17 protein-coding genes, 1 tRNA gene and 1 pseudogene are annotated in these 19,557 nt (G+C 69.6%); 14 read left to right on the top strand and 5 right to left on the bottom strand.

All coding sequences use genetic code 11. The features are described from left to right. Positions 1 to 796: 796 nt before the first annotated feature. Positions 797 to 2,404, bottom strand: a complete 1,608-nt coding sequence (locus GA0115242_RS02045; RefSeq protein ID WP_093823847.1) for a dynamin family protein — start codon at positions 2,402 to 2,404, stop codon at positions 797 to 799. A gap of 320 nt (positions 2,405 to 2,724) precedes the next feature. On the opposite strand from GA0115242_RS02045, the gene GA0115242_RS02050 reads away from it, so the two are divergent. After that, a tRNA-Arg gene (locus tag GA0115242_RS02050) sits at positions 2,725 to 2,800 on the top strand. A gap of 236 nt (positions 2,801 to 3,036) precedes the next feature. Here the strand turns inward: GA0115242_RS02050 and GA0115242_RS02055 are convergent. The 4 genes from GA0115242_RS02055 to GA0115242_RS02070 all read right to left on the bottom strand — a co-directional run bounded on the left by GA0115242_RS02055 (position 3,037) and on the right by GA0115242_RS02070 (position 7,702). After that, positions 3,037 to 4,428 carry a tyrosine-type recombinase/integrase gene (locus tag GA0115242_RS02055; protein WP_237548634.1) on the bottom strand — a complete coding sequence of 464 codons (1,392 nt, stop codon included), beginning with the start codon at positions 4,426 to 4,428 and terminating at the stop codon, positions 3,037 to 3,039. Next, the gene (locus GA0115242_RS02060) at positions 4,425 to 4,610 is read right to left on the bottom strand and encodes a helix-turn-helix transcriptional regulator (protein ID WP_093823897.1); all 186 of its coding nucleotides are present in this window, start codon (positions 4,608 to 4,610) and stop codon (positions 4,425 to 4,427) included. The genes GA0115242_RS02055 and GA0115242_RS02060 overlap by 4 nt, the downstream gene beginning before the upstream one ends. 1,165 nt (positions 4,611 to 5,775) lie before the next feature. Continuing rightward, a complete protein-coding gene (locus GA0115242_RS02065; RefSeq protein WP_093823850.1) occupies positions 5,776 to 6,327 on the bottom strand; it encodes a GNAT family N-acetyltransferase in 552 nt (183 codons plus the stop codon). 25 nt (positions 6,328 to 6,352) lie between these two features. After that, positions 6,353 to 7,702, bottom strand: a complete 1,350-nt coding sequence (locus GA0115242_RS02070; protein ID WP_237548639.1) for a hypothetical protein — start codon at positions 7,700 to 7,702, stop codon at positions 6,353 to 6,355. 255 nt (positions 7,703 to 7,957) lie between these two features. Here GA0115242_RS02070 and GA0115242_RS02075 point away from each other — a divergent pair, with 255 nt between their 5' ends. From GA0115242_RS02075 to GA0115242_RS02140, 13 genes and pseudogenes are all read left to right on the top strand, one after another. Then, on the top strand, positions 7,958 to 8,476 hold the full coding sequence (locus GA0115242_RS02075; RefSeq protein WP_093823852.1) for an ATP-binding protein: 519 nt from the start codon (positions 7,958 to 7,960) through the stop codon (positions 8,474 to 8,476). Between the two features lie 42 nt (positions 8,477 to 8,518). Further along, positions 8,519 to 10,018: a sensor histidine kinase gene (locus GA0115242_RS02080; protein WP_093823854.1), complete on the top strand. Its 1,500-nt coding sequence runs from the start codon at positions 8,519 to 8,521 to the stop codon at positions 10,016 to 10,018. Positions 10,019 to 10,081: 63 nt separating this feature from the next. Beyond that, a complete protein-coding gene (locus GA0115242_RS02085) occupies positions 10,082 to 10,597 on the top strand; it encodes a roadblock/LC7 domain-containing protein (RefSeq protein ID WP_093823856.1) in 516 nt (171 codons plus the stop codon). Beyond that, positions 10,594 to 11,022, top strand: a complete 429-nt coding sequence (locus GA0115242_RS02090; RefSeq protein ID WP_093823857.1) for a DUF742 domain-containing protein — start codon at positions 10,594 to 10,596, stop codon at positions 11,020 to 11,022. The genes GA0115242_RS02085 and GA0115242_RS02090 overlap by 4 nt, the downstream gene beginning before the upstream one ends. 58 nt (positions 11,023 to 11,080) lie before the next feature. Continuing rightward, positions 11,081 to 11,656, top strand: a complete 576-nt coding sequence (locus tag GA0115242_RS02095) for a GTP-binding protein (RefSeq protein ID WP_093823859.1) — start codon at positions 11,081 to 11,083, stop codon at positions 11,654 to 11,656. Then, a complete protein-coding gene (locus GA0115242_RS02100; RefSeq protein WP_093823861.1) occupies positions 11,656 to 12,297 on the top strand; it encodes a GAF domain-containing protein in 642 nt (213 codons plus the stop codon). The genes GA0115242_RS02095 and GA0115242_RS02100 overlap by 1 nt, the downstream gene beginning before the upstream one ends. An 81-nt stretch (positions 12,298 to 12,378) precedes the next feature. Beyond that, a pseudogene (locus GA0115242_RS02105) lies at positions 12,379 to 13,608 on the top strand (acyl-CoA dehydrogenase family protein); the annotation flags it as partial. A gap of 761 nt (positions 13,609 to 14,369) precedes the next feature. Further along, on the top strand, positions 14,370 to 14,882 hold the full coding sequence (locus tag GA0115242_RS02115; RefSeq protein WP_256089347.1) for a hypothetical protein: 513 nt from the start codon (positions 14,370 to 14,372) through the stop codon (positions 14,880 to 14,882). Next, positions 14,879 to 15,454, top strand: coding sequence for a DUF6624 domain-containing protein (locus GA0115242_RS02120; RefSeq protein ID WP_093823863.1), 576 nt, complete (start codon positions 14,879 to 14,881; stop codon positions 15,452 to 15,454). Before GA0115242_RS02115 ends, GA0115242_RS02120 begins: the two co-directional genes overlap by 4 nt. 71 nt (positions 15,455 to 15,525) lie before the next feature. Next, complete coding sequence (locus GA0115242_RS02125; protein ID WP_093823865.1) at positions 15,526 to 15,993, top strand: DUF6082 family protein; 468 nt, start codon at positions 15,526 to 15,528, stop codon at positions 15,991 to 15,993. Between the two features lie 130 nt (positions 15,994 to 16,123). Next, positions 16,124 to 16,309 (top strand): FxLD family lanthipeptide, encoded by a 186-nt coding sequence (locus GA0115242_RS02130; protein ID WP_093823867.1) that lies wholly within the window; start codon positions 16,124 to 16,126, stop codon positions 16,307 to 16,309. A 270-nt stretch (positions 16,310 to 16,579) separates the two neighbouring features. Next, the gene (locus tag GA0115242_RS02135) at positions 16,580 to 18,478 is read left to right on the top strand and encodes a lantibiotic dehydratase family protein (RefSeq protein ID WP_093823869.1); all 1,899 of its coding nucleotides are present in this window, start codon (positions 16,580 to 16,582) and stop codon (positions 18,476 to 18,478) included. After that, the gene (locus GA0115242_RS02140) at positions 18,475 to 19,545 is read left to right on the top strand and encodes a lanthionine synthetase LanC family protein (protein ID WP_093823871.1); all 1,071 of its coding nucleotides are present in this window, start codon (positions 18,475 to 18,477) and stop codon (positions 19,543 to 19,545) included. Before GA0115242_RS02135 ends, GA0115242_RS02140 begins: the two co-directional genes overlap by 4 nt. Positions 19,546 to 19,557: the final 12 nt, after the last annotated feature.

The following is a 19,557-nucleotide window of genomic DNA, read 5'->3' on the forward strand; positions in this document are numbered from 1 at the left end:
GGACCGGTCTCCGCCCAGGTTCTCGTCGACGGGCGCGGCCTCCTTGACGGTCTGCTCGTCGGCGGGCGCGTCCTCCTTGACGGGCTGCTTCTCGACCGGCGCGTCCTCCTTGCCGGGCTGCTCCTCGACGGGCCGGTCCCAGTCCCGGTCCTCGTCCTCCGTGGACTGGTCCCCGGCAAGGCCGTCCCAGACAGGGTGCCTGCCGCCGGACGCGTCCTCAGCGAGCCGCTCGTCGACCGCCTCACGCGTGGCGTACCGGTCCCAGGCGGAGGGCTCGTCCGCCGGGTGCTCATCGCCGGACCGGTCCTCGCCGGGCCGAGCCTCGGCGGGACGGTCCTCAGCGGGCCGAGCCTCGGCGGGACGGGTGCCGTCAGCCCGCACCAGGGCAGACGGGTCTCCAGCAGACGGGTCTCCAGCAGACCGCTCCCCGACGGGACCGTCTCCCGCAAGCCGCCCATCAACCGGCCCATGCCCAGCGGACCGCTCCTCCGCGGCAGCGCCCTCCCCGGCGGGACGGCCCTCGACTCCGCCGTCCACCGCCCCTCCCCCCTGCTCCGCGGGCCCGCGTTCCCCACCCGGCGCCCGGCGCTTCAGCCGGTCCCGGGCCTCCTCCTCGTCCCGGTTCCGACGCTCGTCCCGCGAACTGCCTCCCTGACCCTGACCCTGATCCCGCTCCTGCTCCTGCTCCTTGCTCTGACCCTGCCCCTGGTCCTGGCCCGGGTCCTGTTCCTTGCCCCGGTCCTGTTCCTGGTCCTGGTCTTGGCCCTGGCCCTGGTCGGTGACGGCGGTCATGCGGTCACTTCTCCTTCTGCAGTACGGACAGCGCGGCGATCAGTTCGGCCTGGGGTTCGGGGTGGACGTCGAGGGCGTCGAGCGGGGCGAGCCTGCGTTCGCGTTCCGTGTGCATGACGCGGTCGAGGTGCTCGGCGAGCAGCCGTCCCCCGCGGTCGCGCAGCCGCAGCGCCCCGTGCGCGCCCAGCCGCTCGGCGAGGTTCTCGCCCGCGGAACGGGCCCGTCGGCCGCCGAGCAGGGCGGTGGCGACGAGCGCGGCGACCACCTCGGGGTCGGGCGCGACATTGCGGTCGAGGTCGCGGATCTCCTCCTCGGCGTACTCCTCCAGCTCGCGCCGCCACCGCCGTACCGCCATGCCGATGCGGTGCTCGGGGGTCTCCAGGTGCGGGTCGCGGTCGGTGAGGCCCGGGGCGAGCGCGGCGGGCTCCCGGCGCCAGGCGTCGTCGACGCGCTCGTCGGCGGCGGTGACGGCGCACAGCAGGAGCGCGGCCAGGCTCTCCACCAGCGCGTCGAGGAGTTCGGCCGCGGTGCAGTCGAGGGGGAAGGCCCGCCAGCGCTTGAGGGCGCCCCCGGCGAGCACGGCGCCCGCCTGCAACCGTCCGCGCACGCGCGTGTGCTCGCTGTCGTAGGCGCCGTCCACGGCGGCGGTGAGGCGCAGGGAGGCGGCGTACTGCGCGGCGGCGGCACCGGCCAGCTCGGGCATCCGGGACTTGAGCGAGTCGAGGACGCCGTACGCGGTGCGGGCGAGGGCCTGCTGGCGGGCGGCGGGGTCCTGGACGTGGTGGACGAGCCAGGAGCGCAGCGGCGCGACGGCGCTGGCCGGGAGCAGCCCGCCGCCCCAGGCGGACTCGGGGAGTTCGGGCACGGTGAAGCGCGGCACGTGGCCGAGTCCGGCCTTGGTGAGGAGGGCACCGTACTGCCGGGACACCTCGGACGCGACCTGGTGCGGCACCCGGTCCAGGACGGTCACGAGCATGGCGTCGTACTCCTTGGCGGTGCGCAGCAGGTGCCAGGGGACGGCGTCGGCGTAGCGGGCCGCGGTGGTGACCATGACCCAGATGTCGGCCGCGCAGATCAGTTCGGCGGCCAGCACCCGGTTGTCGGCGATCAGGGAGTCGACGTCGGGGGCGTCGAGGAGGGCGAGTCCGCGCGGGACGCTGTCGGCGGTCTCGACGCGCAGCACGCGCGCGGGGTTCTCACCGGGCAGCAGCAGGTCCTCGCCCGTCTCCTGGTGCGGCACCCACACGCGGGTGAGGTCGGGCAGCACTCTCATCCCGCTGAACCAGTGGTGGTCCTCCGGGTGGCACACCAGCACCGGCGTCCGGGTGGTCGGCCGCAGCACGCCCGCCTCGCTCACCCGTCTCCCGACAAGGGAGTTGACGAGAGTCGACTTCCCGGCCCCGGTGGAGCCGCCGATGACGACGAGCAGGGGCGCTTCGGGTTCGCGCAGCCGGGGAACCAGGTAGTCGTCGAGCTGGGCGAGCAGTTCGTCGCGGTTGGCACGCGCGCGTGGAGCCCCCGCCAGGGGCAGCGGGAAGCGTGCGGCGGCGACACGGTCGCGCAGGGCGGAGAGTGCGTCGAGCAGCTGAGGCCGTACGTCCAAGGTCACCACATGTGAAGAATGCCCAATTTTAGGGGAATTCTGAAGCATATGAGTATGTCTGCGCGCCGACAGGACACAAGGGGCGGAAGGGATGACCGGGACACGGGTGCGGTCCAGGCATAACGAGTGCACAACACCCGGTGCGCCGGGCGCCAAAAGCGATGCACGATTCGTACCTGCCTGCGATTATCAGGACCGCTTCACCGAACCTCCACATTGAGCCACGGAGGCGAAGCAACAGGGACAAGGTCGTGGGAGCCCTATCCTTGTCCCCAACATCGTCACGGCCCGGCCCGCACCCGGGCCGCACGACAGAGGCCACCACACCGGCCCCCGTAGCTCAGTGGATAGAGCAGGCGCCTTCTAAGCGCTTGGCCGCAGGTTCGAGTCCTGCCGGGGGCGCCACAGCCACACCCCCAATCAGGGTACTAAAGCCCAGGTCAGAGGGGTTGGAGCCGCGCCTCGGCAAGCGATCCGAGCAGGCTCCCATCAGGCCCTGTTGTCCGGTTGGCACCGACCAAATCCGGGTCTCTACGGGTGTCCGTCCCACATACGTCCCACAGAATCGGACCCTCCGAGCCCCTCCCGGGCGACACGACAAAGCGGCCCCGCCTCCGCTTGCGCAGAGCCGGGGCCGCCCGTCAGGTCACGTCTGATTGACGATCCTCATCGTCTTCCAAGTTCTTCAAGATCCCGACCACGTCCCCGTCGATGCAGCGCGCATACGTACTCAGGAGCACCTGAACGCTATTGCCCGCCCACTCAGCCACCTGCGCCGGCGGAGTGCCGCGGTTCAGCCAGGTAGTGAGGCAGGTGTGACGCAGGTCATACACCCGCTTGCCGGTCGGAGTCTTCTGCTCTCGCTCCGACAGCACCGCCTCACGGGCCTTCACCCAGACCCGCCGGAACACCGACCCCGCGAGCATGCCGCCCTTCTCGCCCGGAAAGAGGAGGTCGCCCTCCCCCAGCTCGTACTCCTTGATCATCGCGCGGAGCATCCGGACGAGGACAGGCCGGATGGGGACAATGCGCGTATCGCCCTCCCCCCGCCCCTTGAGCCACCTCCGCTCATGAACCGTGCGGGTGTCGGTCCACTGACTTCCGACCTCCGGCTGAGCTTCATGAACCAGGAACTGCCCCCAGCCGGTCTCCGGCAGCGTCGCGTCCCCGACGCGAAGGGCGACTGCCTCCTCTGGGCGCAAGCCGGCGTGGTAAAGGGTGGCAAAGAAGGCACGGTAGAGGGATCCTCGCCGGGGGCGCCCACCGATCCAGTCCAGCATCGCCGCCACATGGTCGCGACTGAGGAGACGCCGCTTGTCGACGGACTCCGCCACCTTCGGCGAGGTGCGGCTCCTGCCCTTGGGGAGCGGATCGCGTTGCAGGTAGCCACGCCGGACGGCGTAGATCATGACAAGATTCATGATGCGGTCGTTCCGCTTCACCGAACTGGCGGCTGCCGCCTTGCCGTCGAGCCGCGTGCCGAGCGCTGCAACGACCTTGTCGACGACCTCGGTCCTTTCCCAGGCGCTCATAGGCGAAGAGTTTCGCTTCACCCAGTCGAGGATCGTGCGCATGTCCTCGGGTACCGGCTTATCGGGGTCATTCCTTCGGTTGCTGAAGGTGTACTCCCGCAGCGCCCTACGCACCTGTACCGGATCGAACTGCTCCGGAACGGGTTTACGCAGGAGCGCGATCGTCGTAGCCGTTAAGGCCTTCGCCATGTTCTTGCGGCTATTGCCGGATGCGCTGGGCCACTTCCAATCAACGTACTCGACGGCGAAGTCGAACCAGTTCGTATCAGCGGCTTTAGCCGCCCACGCCAGCGGAATACCGGTCTCTATATCGAACGGTTCTCGCTTACGGTGGGCCGCCATGAGTTTCGAACGCTCATCGTCGGCAACAGCGTACTTCTTGTAGGTCTTACTGTGCTTCTTGCGCGCAACCTTCCAACGGACGGTGTAGCTCTTTCCTTTCGCTCGCTCGTTAGTCTCTATCGGGTAGAAGCGAACATCCAACGAGCTTGCATCCCTCAAGTGCGCTCCTCGCATTCTATGAGCCAGTTTTCAAGATCGCCGCGACGCACACGAAGCGATCCGTTAGGAAGCCGTATACACCTCGGGCCTGCTCCCTTCTGCCGCCAGTCGTAGAAGGTGGATCGAGCTATTCCCAACTCCTCACACACGTCATCGACCGTCAACTTTTCCCCCGGTCGCATCACTACCGACACACCGCCACCTCGCGGAAATCGAGGGCGGGGATCGGTGCCCCGGGCGGATGTAGACGGGCAGGCGGCGTCGCGGATCGGTGCATGGCAGGGGTTCCTTGCTGAGGGAGAGGAGACCGGGTCTCGGCAGTACCACCTCACGCAGCCGCGCTCGGTTGGCCGCCCATCAGCGGCACGCACTGCCTGCGGCGGCTACGCCGCAGCAGCCGCCCCGCGCTCCTCTGTAGGCCAGCGGCGTCTGCACCCGCCACGACCCCACCGCCAAGCGCAGTCGAGAAGCGAGCACCTCAATGGTCGCCAGGATCGCCGGTTTGGCTAACCGGTGATCGTCGGCTATGTTGCCCGCCTCGTTGGCTGTTTCGGTCCCAGCATCGCGTGGCCCCTCCTGAGGACTGAGGCGCCTAGAACTCCGATCTGAGGCGCCCTCGCTCCGTATGACAAAGTGTCCGCAGCCGGAATGTGTGCGCTGCGGACGTTGTACGTTGACATAGTTCCGGAACACTTATCCAGTCGTCACGGACGCTTTCGTGTCTGCCGTGAGCGATTATGCAGAGACCGGTAGTTCGGTGGCAGTCCTTCGCGGCCCCCGGCGCGCGCCACCTGCACGGGTCATTCGGCATGAACTCGTAGCGAGATTCAAGGCGCACCGCTAGCCGGGAGGACGCCAATGCGCAAGAGCCAACGGATCTGCGCGAGTACTGTGCGCCCACAAGCCGCACCGCGGCGAGGGCGAGCAGCCAGCCCCCCGAGGGTCGACGTCTTCGCGTGGACGAAGTACGACGGACACGGCCCCGGCGCCGAGCAAATCGGGAAGTTGCGCACCGCACTGGAGCTTGGGCTCGGTGGAGGGCGAAGAGGCGGCGCTTCCTCGCCCTCACGGGCGTGGAGATCACCGCGGTGGACTTCTCCGCCCGCTAGTTGGAGTGGGTTTGCTCATGGTGGCAGGTCGAGCCCGTGCTCTTCGTCCAGGCCCAGGGCGTCCGAATCCTCAGCCGCACTGAGCGGAACTGGACGCGGTCTTCTCCCTTGGGGGCGCGACCTGGTTTACCGAGCCGGAGTAACTGCTGCCGCACCTAACCAAGTGCCTAGTCCCGGAGTTGAAGAACAACCGCCGCGGGGCCGCCCAGTCGAACCAACGCCGCGGCTTACGGGCGGGTCAGGCCGGGCGCTTCCACTCTTCGGCGAGGATCCCGTGAACGATAGAGTCCCGCCACTGCCCGGCGCGCTGAATGTGGCTCCGGATGACCCCCTCTTCGACCATCCCAGCGGCGGACATGGTGCGGGCGGAAGCATCGTTGAGCGGTGAGCGGGCGCCCCAGACGCGGTGCAGACCTAGGTCGAGGAAGGCCACGCCCAGGAGCAGGTGGACGGTCTCCAGGCCGTACCCGACGCCCCAGGCGTCCGGACGAAGCGCGAAGCCCATCGTGGCCGCACGCTGCTGGTGGGGGTCGATCGCCAGGCGACCGACCCCCACAAGGTGCTGCGTGTCTCGCTCGACGACGACTAGGCCGTACTCCGTACGGGGTTCGGCCGTGGCGGTAGCGATCCAGCCAGCCACGATCTGGCCCACCTGGTCGCGGGTGCGCGGCTCGAACGACATGTGCGCCGTCGCATCTGCGTCGCCGTAGATTGCGTGCACACCGTTCGCGTCCCCGATATCGGCCTCGCGCAGGGCGAGGCGGGCGCTGGAGCGGGCGACGAGGTTCATGCCGGCGACTTTACCGGCGTGACGGTTACCGCGGCAGAGCGGGGCGATTGGGCTTGTAGAGCCCAATCTCCTCGTGCAATTCCCGGCCGGTGGCCGCCTCCCGCAGAGGGCCGGTGGACAGGGCGCTGCGCACGCGATGGACGGAGGTGACGATGCCGGCGTTGCGGTAGCTGGGGGGAAGGTCCAGCACGGGGCGAACGGCGTCCGCCGCGCCTTCGAGGTCACCACCGTTGAGCCTGACCAGGGCCAGGTTGCACTGGGAGCCGGCGAGGTCGCCGAACGCCCAGTTCGGATCGCCCTTGTCGCTCAGCCCCTTCACCGCCTCCTCGGCGAGCCTGCTCACGTGGGCATCGCCTTGCCCCAGGAGGACAGCGGCCTCCACGTGGTAGTACCGCTGCTTCGGCAGGGAGTAGGTCAGCAGGCCGCCCAGCTCGTCCAGCGCATCCGGGGTGATCGTCTCGCGAAGACGTTCGGCTCGGGCAGTGGCCTCCTGGACCGCTTCTGCATCGCCGAGTACCGCCGCGGCACGAGCTTCGAGGCCAGGGAGCCACACGGACACACTGCCGCCCTGGTGCCCGGCGGCGGCACCCTGGCGAGCGAAGTGGAGGGCGTCCTCGGGCTGCCCCGCCCAGTAGGCGATCAGGCTCTTCAGCCCGTCGACCAAGGCGACCAGCGCCGGTTCCTCAGCCTCGCGAGCGCAGAAACTGGCGGTTCGGGCCTGCATCCGGGCGGTCGCCGGGTCACCCATGTCGTGACTGCCCTTAGCCATCATGAGGGAAAGGATGGCGGCCATTCGCAGCAGCTCACGAGCCTGCGTGGGCCGGGTCCGCCCGCCCTCGATGAGCCGAAAGGCGTCGTCCTGTGCCTGGGCCAGATCTTCCCAGAGCTCGGCGAGGGGGACCCGCGGGTACTCCTGAGCGATGCGGGTCACCTCATCGCGAAGGAAGCCCAGTGTCTCCTCTCCCACCTGATTGTTCTCGGCTCCCAGAGTGAATTGCATCGCGCGTCGCGCAGCCATCGCGCCCACCTTTCTCATCTCGCGCAGGTCCGTGCCGAGGTAGGCAGGGACGTCAGTCTGTGGCGTGCCGGGCACCGCGCCGGGAGCAGTGTGCGCGGCCGGCCTCCAGAGCTGCTCGATGCTGTGACCGAACAGGTGAGTCAGGACCCGCTGGAAGTCCTTCTGCGGCTTCCGGGCGGTGTAGTACCAAGCCTCGAATGTGGCGGCTGCGGGCTCCAGCGTGGCCAGATGCGGCAGTCCATCGAGCGTGGCGACTTCTTTGGCGGACTTCCTGAAGTGACGCAGGAAGACGACATGGTCCTTCCAGGCGCGCCGGTCAACCTCGGCGCGGAACAAGGTGGGTTGCGTCTCCGGCATGTTGCCCTCCTTGTGTGCCAGCACGTCAACTCGGCCGACGCTAGACCGACTTCTACCTCACGCTGCCCGAAGCGAGGGTCTTTCAGCAAGCCGCAAAAGGACCGATGAAACACCGAGGCTTCCTCGGCAACGGCCGGGTCAAGCCGATGGAACTTCGTGGGTGGTTCCGAGCCGCGTCCTTGGCCACGCTCATTCAAGTGATCGCGCAGAGTGCCGAAGTGATGACGGTCTCAGCGCATGACCTGGAGGCCAGCGATGAACTCGACTACAAGCGCCACTGCTCCACTTGTCGGGCAAGGCTGCAAGCGCCGGAGCAGCCGGCCGTCGAAGTTGGGATTCGACGCTGCCTTCACCCCCGAGCGCTGCCGCGTCGCCGGCGCCCGCAGAATGACCGCGTCCCAGCTGCACCTGTGGCACGTGTCCAAGTCGCTGACCGCTGACGTCGTCGTCATCGTCTCCGAACTGGTCACCAACGCCATCCAGCATGGCAGTGGCGACGTCAAGTTGCGGGTGCAGTGCAGTGCGGACCGCCTGCTGGTTGAGGTCAGCGACCACAACCCTGCCCCTGCCCGGATGCGGCCCGTACACGACGAAGACACCCGCGGACGCGGCCTGCGCATGGTCGACCAGCTCGCCATGGACTGGGGCGTGAGCGATGGCGGACTCACCACATGGGCGGCGCTCGAAATTCCCCTTAAGACGCAGGCTCCCTCCGCCACCGCGCGGTCGCGGCTCCAACATCCCACAGCACGCGTCAGCCCACCGCGGATCTGACGCCGCAGCACGCTTAGCCATCCCACCCTGACGAGGATTCCCATGTCTGACAGCGCCTTCCCGGCACGGCCGGCCGCTACAGGCCACCGCAGACGGCGGCCACCTCTCGATGCGAACACGCTGTACCTCGCCCGCCGTGCCGTGGCTCTGCCCTTGGTAGTCCTTGCCGCGCTGCTGCTCGCCGCTTTCGGTCTCCGGTCGGGGTCCGTCGTAGGCCCCGGATGGGCCCTGACCGGCCTCGTCTGCGGACTGTCGGGGGTCGTCGCGGTGGCGGCGCACGGAGCGCGCGCCGTCGCTGGCGCGGTGCAGTTGGCCGTGGAGGAGTTACAGGCTGCAGCGCTGAACGGGATCGCGGGGGCAGCGGCAGCCGTCGAGAAGTCGGTGCAGTGGTCTGCGGACGAGTTGTGCCGCGGGAAACGTCCGCCGTTGCCGGATCCGCAGACCACGCAGTCGCCCATTGCGAACGCCGAGATCAACAACGTGCTGGGTGCCCTCCAGGCGCAGGCGATCGCTTCGCTGATCCGCGTGCACGACGAGTCCCAGTCCGTTGTCCTGCTGGAGGTGCTGCGCCGCCTGGCCATGCGTGAGCACGCCCTGGTCAGCAAGGCGCTCCAGGCACTGAGCGAACTGGAGATGCTGACCGACGACCCAGAGCTGCTGGCCAAGATCTTCGAGATCGATCACCTCGTGACGCGGATGCGCCGCCAGGTCGAGAGCACGGCGGTTCTGGGCGGGCAGTCCCTGCGCAGCGTGCGTCGGCCCGTTCCCGTTGCGACGGCCTTGCGCGGTGCTGTCTCCGAGGTCGTGCAGTATCCACGGGTGGCCGTCGCGGCGGGTTCCGTGGGCGCCGAGCTGGGGCTGCCAGGTCATGTGGGACCGGACCTGACGCACCTGCTGGCCGAGCTGATCGAGAACGCCTGCGAGTGCTCGGATCCGGCGACGCGGGTGATGGTGCGCGCGCAGCGGGTGCCACACGGGCTGGCCATTGAGGTCGAAGACCGCGCCATCCCCATGCACCCGCAGGCACGAGCCCAGATGAACCACCTGCTCAAGGCGCCCGCCGAGGTCGACGTGAGCGGCCAGGTCCGGGCCGGGCAGCTCGGCCTGCTGGTCGCCGCGAAGATCGCACAGTCACACGGACTGTCGGTCCTCCTGCAAGAGAACGTGACGGGGGGCACCACCGCCCTGGTCGTCATACCGGCACGGCTCCTGGTTGCCATTCCGACGATCGAGGATGCGGGCGCGCTGCCGCCCGAGGAAGCTAGTGGCTCCGGGCGGCAGTCGCAGCAGGTAGCCGCAGCTCCTGTCGCCCCGGGGCCGGTCACACATCTCGGCGCGGCATCGACCTCGGCGGGTCATTCGGCCGACGCACCTGCTCTTCCCGCGCGCAGGCGCCGGTCGGAACCTTTCCGACCGCCACACGAGCGGCAAGCGCTGGTGTCCGCGGCAACGCCCGGGCTCGCAGCCGCCTTCCGCGGCGGCCTCCAGGCCGGCGGCACTGTCGGTTCCCCTACCACCTCGGCAGAGCACCCCACCTCCTGACCCGCCCCTTCGCGTTCCCCTGGGCCCACCCACTGGCCCTTCCCCCCTTCTGGAGCGATTCCTATGAACACCCACCCCGCGATGAGCAACGTGCCCGACGGCACTCCCACATCCGCGACGACGGCAAGCGGACAGCGGGACGACATGGTCTGGCTGCTGCGGCAGTTCGCCTCCGAGACGCAGGGCGTCACGCACGCCGTCCTGATCTCGCGCGACGGACTGCGGCTGCTGGACAGCGACGTCGACAAGGACTGGGCGGACGAATTGGCTGCCGCCTTCAGCGGTGTTGCCTCCCTCGCGGCGAACATCACCGGCCCCACACACAAGAAGAGGCCGGCAGGACAGGTCATCATCGAGCGGGACGACTGCCTGTTCTTCGTCCAGAGCGCCGGGCGCAGCGCGGCCTTCGACAACCACCCCGGCAACGAACACGGCGAGGTGGACACCGTCCTCGCCGTCATCGCCATCCGCGACGCCGACGCGGGCACCGTCGGCTTCGAGATGGGCCGGCTCGTGGCGAAGTTCTCTCCCTACATGGTGATCCCCGTCCGCGTCGGCACAGGCGGAGCGGTCCGGTGAGCACGCTCGGCCGCGCGGCCGAGCAATCGGCGTTCGTGCGGACATACACGGTGGTGCGTGGGCGTACCAAGCCGCGGCACCTGCTCGGTCTGGAGACCGTGCTGGAGGCCGGGCAGGGAAGGCCCGGCCCAGCCCAGGCCGAGGAGTGCGAGGAGATCCTCGCCCTGTGCCGGGAGCGTCGACGGTCAGTGGTCGAGCTGGCGGGCCGCCTCGGTCGGCCCGTGACCGCCGTGAAGATCCTCGTCTCCGATCTCCTGGACGCGAATGCCCTGGCCGTCCCCCTGACCGACCCCTATGCCGGTACCGGCCAGGGATCCGGTCCGTCTACTCAACTGCTGGAAGCCCTCTCAGCGGGCTTGAGGAGGAAGTGGCCTGATGCCGTCGCCAAGTGGCCTGATGCCGTCACCTACCCCGAGGCCGGATGACCTGGCCACGGGTTCGCCGCACTCGCAGGCGGCCGGTGCGCCGACAGTGCTGAAAATCGTGATCGCCGGAGGCTTCGGTGCGGGCAAGACCACCGCTGTGGGGGCCGTCAGCGAGATCACGCCGCTGAGCACGGAGGAGTACCTGACTGAAGCGAGCACGGACGTCGACAGCCTGGCGGGCATCGAGGCGAAGACCACCACCACGGTCGCCTTCGACTTCGGCCGCCTCAGCCTGCCCGACGCGCCGACGCCCCTGGAGCTGTTCCTGTTCGGTACGCCCGGCCAGGACCGGTTCGTCGACCTCTGGTACGACCTCTCCCGTGGCGCTGTCGGCGCCATCGTCCTGGTCGACACCCGCCGCCTGGAGAGCAGCTTCACCCCCGTCGGGTTCTTCGAGGACATCCACCTGCCCTTCGTCGTCGCCGTCAATCAGTTCGACGGGGCGTACCGCTACCACCCCGAGCAGGTCCGCACCGCCCTCGAACTCCCCACCTCTGTTCCGGTGGTCACCTGCGACGCCCGTGACCCGAACCACGTCGCCGGCGTCCTGCTCACCCTCGTCGACCACGCCGTGAACAACGCCGCCATCAGCCGCGATGGTCACGCCCCTTACACCACCCTCCAGGACGCCTGATGCCACAGCACCCCAGCAACCCGTACCGCGCGCCGCAGGCCGCCCCATCCCAACGATCCTTACCGCGGCGCGACTCGCGGAACACCAACCGCGGCCCGTTCGTCCCGGCCGCCCCCGCCCTCAACAGCCAGCCGCCCCAGCAGTCGCCGGAGCTGGCCCAACGCTACGAGTTGCTCAGCCGCTTGGGTGTGCCCCCCGTGGCCACCGAGGACTTCGACGACCTGGCCCGCAACGTGGCTGAGCGGGCCGGCTTCCTGTATGGATTCGTCAACCTGTTTCTGGACGAACAGACCTTCGTCGGGCTGCACCAGCCGCCCACAAACAGCGGGTTCGTGATCGTCGGCCGCACCATGAGCCGCGACCACGGCTGGTGCCCGGAGGTCATGGCCCGCAGGAAAGCTCTGCCGCTGCACGACGTGCACGCCAGCCCGCGCTTCAGCGGCAACGCGGTGGTCGACGCGGTCGGAATCCGTTCCTATTTCGGCGCCCCGCTGATCCACGCCAGCGGCACCGTGCTGGGAACGGTGTGCGTCATCGACCCCGAGAAGCGGTCCCTGCGCGAGGCCCGCCATCTGCGGGACATCGTCATCAACGCCAGTTCGCAGGTGATGGACCACATCGCCCACGCCCCCGTCCGTTAGACCCTGCCTCACTCCCACCCGGAGCCGTAGGCGATCCCCGGCCGCTCCACCTTGCGAACATCACCCAGGGAGAGGGAGACCTTGTCCACCACACCGCCACCGGCGTTGCGTCCCTATCTCACCGCCAGCCACGACCTGCTGTGGCGGGAAGCGGATGACTTCGCGGCCGAGCACGTCACGCCGCGCGCCGCGCGGATGGAGGCCGCTCCGGGCAGGGTGGAGCGCAAAGTCGCCGACCTGATGGCCGTCCGGCGCTGGTTCGCCGTCACCGTCCCGGCCGTCTTCGGCGGACTGGGCGCTGGACACGTGGCCAAGACCATCCTCGTCCACCGCGTCGCGCGGGTCTCGGCGGCTGCCGCGACCATCCTCCAGGCCACCCTCATCCCCGTCGGCGCCCTGCTGCTTTTCGCCACCTACGAGCAAAAGGGCCGCTGGCTGCCCCAGGTAGCGGACGGGTCCCTGCTGTTGTCGATCGCGGTGACCGAACCGCTTGCCGGCGGACACATCGGCGGCGTCGAGACCACCGCCGAACGCATCGGTAAAGAGTGGGTCATCACCGGCAGCAAGATCCATATTGGCAACAGCCACGTCGCCGGAGCCCACCTCGTCGTCGCCCGCACCGCCACAGCCGGTGTGAGCACCTCGCAGGCACTGACCGCGTTCATGGTCGAAGCCGACCGACCCGGGCTTTGCGTCCCCGGCCATCGTCCCGGCCTCGGCCTGCACGGCTTCTCCACCGGCCGCCTCGACCTCGACCATGTCCGCGTCCCCGAGGACAACGTGGTCGGCGAGGTCGGCCAGGGACTGGCCGTGGCCCAGAGCAGCAGCATCCTCTACGGCCGCCCCAACCTGGCCGCCGTCAGCCTCGGCATCCACGAGGCGGTCGTGGACACCACCACCGCCCGTCTCAAGACCCGGCCCCGCTACCAGGGCACCCTGTCCGACCTGCCCGTCCTGCGGGACCGCGTCGGGGACATGGAGGCCCGCCTGCGCGCCGCCCGGATACTCGCCTACCAGTCCGTGCACCTCCTCGACCAGGGCCTGCCCTGCGACGCCGACCTGATCAACGCCAAGTACCTCGGCCACAAGTGGGCCGCACAGTCCGCCCAGGACGCCATAGAACTGCACGGCGCCCACGCCTTCGACCGCGGCTATGTCCTCCAGCGACTGTGGCGCGACATCCAGCACACCTACCCACCCGCCGGCACCGGCGAAGTTCAACGCATACGCCTGGCTGACGCAGCCCTCGGCGAGGACCACATTCAGTGGTCCGAACGCCTCGCCGCCGAAACCGCCTGGGCATGTCCCGACCGCCGTACGAGCCCCCGTGCGTGGCACCCCGTGAATCCAAACCGCCGCGCACGGGCCCGTGCCGCCGACCCCCGACCCCCGCAGGGGTCGGCGGCACCCCGCCCAGTGACCGTCCATCCGAGCCGAGAAAGGGACACCGTGCCCCCGCCCGTGACGACCAGCGCACCCATCACCCCCCTGACGCCGACCCTGAAGCGCGTCGCCCAGCATCTGGCCAACGGCCTCGCGCCGAAGGACATCGCCACGCAGGCCGGGCTGTCGGCCGTGACCGTCCGCCAGTACATCCGTGACATCCGGGAGTGCCTCCACTGCCCGCCCCGCTGCAAGCTCCCGGTGATCGTGCACCGTCTCCTCGTCGACCTGCAGGTGACCATTCCCACGGCGGACCGGCCGGCGCCATCGCTCAGCTCGGACCAGATGCTGCTGCTCCGAGCCGTCGCCGAGCACAGCGATGCCCGCGACATCACCATTGCTGCCAAGGTCGCTCCCGCGGACCTGCGCGCTACGCTCGACCAGCTCCTGGCTGACACGGGCGCGCGGGACATCACCCACCTGGTGATTCTGGCTCATGGCTGGAAGCTCCTGATGGCCGAGCAGCCCCACCCGGCACGGAGTGGGGCCAGCCTGTGAGCAAGCCCGCGCCTTCTGTGGCCCGCAGGAAGCAGTCGCCTGCGGAGTCGCCTGCCCCGGCGCCTCTGGTCGCCGCATACGAGGTACGCCCGTTATGCACCGACGCCGAACGTGAGGAAGCAGCAGCCCTCGTGCAGGACCGGCAGCGCTGGCTCGCCGTCCGCGATCTCCCCGCGCCCGCCCGAGCTGACATCCCAGCCCTCTTCCGTGACTCTCAGACGGAGTCGGCCGGGCTGTTCGAGGACGGGAAGCTGCTGGCCTGCTTCATCCCCCAGTGGGAGGCGATCAGGCGGGACGAGGGCTTGTGCCTTCACCTGCGCTGCGTTCACACCCTGCCCGACCAGCCCGACGACGTCACCCGGCTGATCACCCTGTGGGCATCCGACTACGCCGCCCGGCAGGGCCTCCCCTTCGTCCGGGCCGAGACCCTGGCCGCCCATCCCCCGGACGCCGACCCCGTTGCCGCCCTTCTGCGTCGGCTCACCGACATGGGCTGGAGCGTTAAGAGTTCTGGCACAGGGCGGAAGGGCGACCGCGCCGCTCGCCTCGAACTCGCTGCCGAGCGCCGATCCGGGCTGAGCGTCCTCATCGGCTGCTGCCTCCACGCGCCGGGGACGGTCCCGGACGATCGGAGCAGCGCGTGACGACCGCGACACCCCAACATCCCGACCTCGCCCGCGAGCTGATCGCCCGCGCTGAAGCGTCGGCCGCGCACCGAATCCGCCGACTGCGCAATCAACTCGACGGCGTCCAACTCGGCGAAGGCCGGCACGCCGACCACGCCAACACCAAGTTTCTGCGCCGCGTCCTCGGCGAATTCGAGTGGCCCGGCCACCGCGTCGTCGGCCCTACTGCTGCCCGCGCCGCCTGGAGCATCGCCCTGCACAGCGACCACGACCTCACCTTCCAGCGCGCCGCCACCATCCTGCTCGGGCGTGCGGTCGAGGCCGACGACGCGCTCGTCCAGCACTGGGCACACCTGCACGACCGCTCCCTCATCACCAGCGGTCGTGACCAGGAGTACGGAACTCAGTTCCTTCTCCGAGCCGAGGGCGTCGAACTGTGCCCGCTGCGCGCGCCGGAGTCGCTGGACGAGCGAAGGGCCAGCGTCGGTCTGGCGCCCATCGCAGTTGCCCTGCAAGCGGTGCGGCGCCGGCACACCCCGGATCGCTGTGGCGATGAAGCCCCGACTTTCGTGCCCGCGGGAGCCACATGAAGGCAGGGCACCGAATTCCTCACCAGCTGGACACTCGCCCACATCTCCGCACCCAAAAGGGGCCTTTCCTTATGAAACTCACCACGGCTGTCATCGCCGCAGGCACCGCTGCCGCCCTCACCATCGCTGCGGTAGGAGCCGCCCGGCTCAGGCAGGACGCGCGACACCAGACCGAGCGGAACGATGCGGTGGTCGCCCGCAACCATCTCGACTGGCTGGCGCAGATATCCACCACCCCCGACCTCGCCAAGCTCTGGGCGCCCGAAGACATGGACGTCGAGGAGTACATGCAGCTGCTCAAGGCCAACCAGCTGATCTGCATGCTCAGCCTCCGCGACCGCCTCGGTCTCGTCCGCGACGGGCACCTGCCGTTCTCCGCCTCCATGGTTATGAGCAGCGACGTCTGCCGGCGCTACTGGCACCGATTCGGCGACCTCCGCGTCCAGGAGGCCGAGGGCGACGAGCGAGCCGAGCAGTTCACCCGGGCCTTGGACCAGGCCGCGAAGAACCACCCGCAGGCCCGGTCCTCGGCAGCTTGACGACAGCGCACACCGACCTGTGACACGCGAGGCCCACGCGTATTCGCCGCCCGCTGCCGTCCGGCAACAGACCCCGGGGCCCGACCGGGCCTCGGTATCCCGCACCATCCATCTCTCTCAGGAGGCAAGCATGACCGCCATCCAGGCCGAGGAGCCGACCGTCCCCGCACAGGCGGACCTCGTGACGACCGAAGACGACCCGTTCGGGCTGGACATCACCTTCATCGAGGGCACGCCGGCGACCGAGACGGTCCTGATGTGCAGCACGGGCGACACCTGCGGCAGCTCCTGCCCCAGCGCCTGCACCACTTCGTAAGCCAGGGCTACCCCGGCAACGCGGGTCGGACGAGTTTTCCCCGTCCGGCCCGCCCCGATCGCCAAGCAGAGGACGAGGAGAGCCCTAATGACACGGCACCGGCCCAGCCTGTACAAGGCCACGGGACAGGCCATGCTGCGCGCCGCGGTTCACACGGCCGAGCCCGCCATGCCTCCCTGGCCGACGACCGCTGCGTCTGCGTCTGCGTCTGCGTCTGCGTCTGCGTCTGCGTCTGCGTCTGCGGAAGAGTGGCGCGCGTGGCTGCGCACGGTGTGGTCCGACACAGACTTCCGTCTCACCGTGTCGCAGGCCAGCCCTCGCCTGGCGGACCAGGTGCAGGCCATCATCGACGGCCGCACACCGAAGGCACGCAGGATGCGCCGGGCGGCGCTGGCCACCGCCCGCTACGCGATCCGCTACGCCCGCCGCTCCACCCCTTACGGCCTGTTCGCCGGCGTTGCCCCGCTCGGCTTCGCCCAGGTCACATCCGTCCGCATCGGCGACGAGCACCAGGCCGTAGGCCGCCCCGAGCCGGTCGGCCTCGATGAAGTGATCAGCGCCTGGGAGAGCGACGCTGCACGCATGGCCGACGCCGAGGTCTGCGTCAACACCCTGGTCTGTCAACGCGACCAGCACATCCACGTGCCCTCCGAAGGCGACGCCGAGTTCCGTCTCGATCTCAGCCCCGCGCTGCGTCTTGTTCTCGACCTGGCCCGATCGCCGATCGGGTACCGCCAGTTGTCCGACAAGCTAGCCGCGGAGTTCCCCGCCGCGAGCGGCATCGCGCGCGACCGGCTGCTCGGTGATCTGCTGCGGGTTCGGCTGCTGCGCTCCTCGCTGCGTGCGCCCGCCACCGTCGCCGACCCCACCAACGTCTTACCGCCTGCGGCACGCGCTCAGGCAGCCGGTCTGCGGACCGCGTGCGACCTGCGGCTGGACTCCGACGTGCGGCTGCCCGAGCAGGTGCTGACCGAAGTGGAGACCGCCGCAACTGTCCTGGCCCGCCTGGTCACCCATCCGACCGGGACACCGACCTGGCGGCGCTGGATCGAACATTTCTCCGAGCGCTACGGCGAGAACACCGCGGTGCCGGTGGAAGCGGTGACGGACCCTGAACGGGGCTTGGGCTTCCCTGCCGGCTTCGTCACGGCAAGCGAACCGCCCCGGCCGATGTCCCGGCGTGACCGGCTGCTGCTGGAGCTGGCCGGCACCGCCGCCGCCGAAGGCGAGCGCACCGTCGCGGTGACCGGGGCGGTGATTGAGGAACTGGAAACAGCAGCCGGCGACAAGGCTCACTGCCTGGCGCCGCACCTTGAATTGGCCGCACAGGTCCACGCCACCTCTATTCCCGCCCTGGATCGAGGAGACTTCCGGCTGCGCGTACTCACCGTCTCCCGCTCAGCCGGATCGATGACCGGCCGGTTCTGGCACCTGTTCCCCGGCGCCGAGAAGGCGTACGCGAACCTGCCCACCGTCGATCCGGAGGCGGAACTCGCGCAGCTCTCCTTCCACGCCGGACGCCTGTCGGCCGACCTGCTCACCCGCGCGCCCCAGGGCCTGCCGCGGGTCGTCAGCGTCGGCGAATTCCGCCGTCCCGAACCGCACGTCCTCTTCCCCCGCGACCTGGCGGTCACCGTCGCCGATGGCCGCCCCCACCTGGTGGAGTCCGCGACAGGCAAACAACTGGAGCTGCTGGCCCCCACCGCCATCAACTTCCTGTGGAACAACTACACCCCGCCGATGGCACGCTTCCTCGGCGAGATCAGCCGGGCCACCACCCCGCAGGTGACCTGGTTCGACTGGGGCGCCGCCTGGACTCTGCCCTTCACCCCAGCCCTCACCTACCGGCGCACCATCCTCACCGCCGCCCGATGGAAGATCCGCAGCCGCACGCTGCCCGCCCGCACCGCCCCGCTCCAGCAGTGGGCGGACCAACTCCACACCTGGCGTGCGCGGTTCCAGGTGCCGGAGCGGGTCCTGCTCGCGGAGGACGACCAGCAGCTGCCCCTCGACCTCAACCGCAATATGGACCTGGACCTTCTGCGCGCCCACCTGGATGCCAACCCCTTCGGCATCGCCACCCTGCACGACGCGCCCCCGCCGGATGCCGACGGGTGGATCGGCGGCCGAGCCCACAGCATCGTCGTCCCCCTGGGCAGGCGCTCATGACCACGACGATCGTGCCTGGTACGCAGGACCTATCCGAGGGCTCTCTGGGGACGGCCCTGCTCGACATCGAGCGCCGTGATCTGTCCACCGCTCGCCGCCACCTCGCCCAGGCCACCGCCCGGGGGGTGAGTGCCGGAAGAAACGCCAGTCTCTTCCACGGCGCACCCGCCCTCGAGTTCGTCCTGACACGCGCACATGGGGCCGGTGACGATGTCCGCGCGGCCGTCGACCGCGTCGTGGACGCCCGGCTCGCCGCCGTGCGCCGTCGGCAGGCGGCCGGCTCGCTGCCCCACCTCGCAGAATGGGACCTCATCCGCGGGCTGACCGGACTCGCCGCGCTGCTGCTGGACCGGCGCCCGATCGCGCCCCGGCTGCCCGACGTGCTCGCCTGTTTGGTCGCGCTCGCCCACCCCGTACGCGGCAACGGCCGGATGCTGCCCGGGTGGTGGTCGGCGGTCGGCCCGGACGGGAAGGACATGGCCGGCGGGCACGGTAACAACGGCATGGCCCACGGCATCGCGGGGCCCCTGGCCGTGCTCTCCATCGCCCTGCGCTGCGGAGTGCGTGTCCCCGGGCAGGAGGAAGCCGTGGCCACGTTCGCGAGCTGGCTGGAGCGGCACGGTGCCCACTACTGGACCAACGCAGCCCGCCTGGACGCCGCCCAGCCTCCCCCGGCGGAGCCGGCTCGCCAGTCCTGGTGCTACGGCCAGCCAGGCATCGCCCGCGCCCAGCAGCTCGCCGCGCTCGCTCTCGGCGACTCCGACCGCCGCCGGCTGGCCGAGGACAGCGTCGAGGCCCTCCTGACCGATCCACTGCGGCTCGCTCGCATCTCCGACTCGACCCTGTGCCACGGCTGGGCCGGACTGCTGGTGCTCACCCGCGCGGTTTCCGCCGACAGCGTGGCACCCGCACGCTTCACCCCGATCATCCAGGACCTGCACCGGCGGCTCGTCGCCAACTGGGAGCGCCTGCCCAAACCCGGCTTCATGGAAGGCCGCGCCGGAGCCCAACTTGCCCTGAGCGAAACAGACATCACCGGCTGGACCCGCGCCCTCCTGCTCACCTGACTCTCGCAAGGA

The sequence above is a fragment of the Streptomyces sp. SolWspMP-5a-2 genome, assembly GCF_900091845.1.
GTDB lineage: Bacteria > Actinomycetota > Actinomycetes > Streptomycetales > Streptomycetaceae > Streptomyces > Streptomyces doudnae.

What these genes read in the sequence shown, in the direction of transcription:
- GA0115242_RS02060 (WP_093823897.1), bottom strand. Translation starts at nt 4,610, where the DNA reads ATGCGACCGGGGGAAAAGTTGACGGTCGATGACGTGTGTGAGGAGTTG.
- GA0115242_RS02065 (WP_093823850.1), bottom strand. Translation starts at nt 6,327, where the DNA reads ATGAACCTCGTCGCCCGCTCCAGCGCCCGCCTCGCCCTGCGCGAGGCC.
- GA0115242_RS02070 (WP_237548639.1), bottom strand. Translation starts at nt 7,702, where the DNA reads ATGCCGGAGACGCAACCCACCTTGTTCCGCGCCGAGGTTGACCGGCGC.
- GA0115242_RS02075 (WP_093823852.1), top strand. Translation starts at nt 7,958, where the DNA reads ATGAACTCGACTACAAGCGCCACTGCTCCACTTGTCGGGCAAGGCTGC.
- GA0115242_RS02080 (WP_093823854.1), top strand. Translation starts at nt 8,519, where the DNA reads ATGTCTGACAGCGCCTTCCCGGCACGGCCGGCCGCTACAGGCCACCGC.
- GA0115242_RS02085 (WP_093823856.1), top strand. Translation starts at nt 10,082, where the DNA reads ATGAACACCCACCCCGCGATGAGCAACGTGCCCGACGGCACTCCCACA.
- GA0115242_RS02100 (WP_093823861.1), top strand. Translation starts at nt 11,656, where the DNA reads ATGCCACAGCACCCCAGCAACCCGTACCGCGCGCCGCAGGCCGCCCCA.
- GA0115242_RS02125 (WP_093823865.1), top strand. Translation starts at nt 15,526, where the DNA reads ATGAAACTCACCACGGCTGTCATCGCCGCAGGCACCGCTGCCGCCCTC.
- GA0115242_RS02130 (WP_093823867.1), top strand. Translation starts at nt 16,124, where the DNA reads ATGACCGCCATCCAGGCCGAGGAGCCGACCGTCCCCGCACAGGCGGAC.
- GA0115242_RS02140 (WP_093823871.1), top strand. Translation starts at nt 18,475, where the DNA reads ATGACCACGACGATCGTGCCTGGTACGCAGGACCTATCCGAGGGCTCT.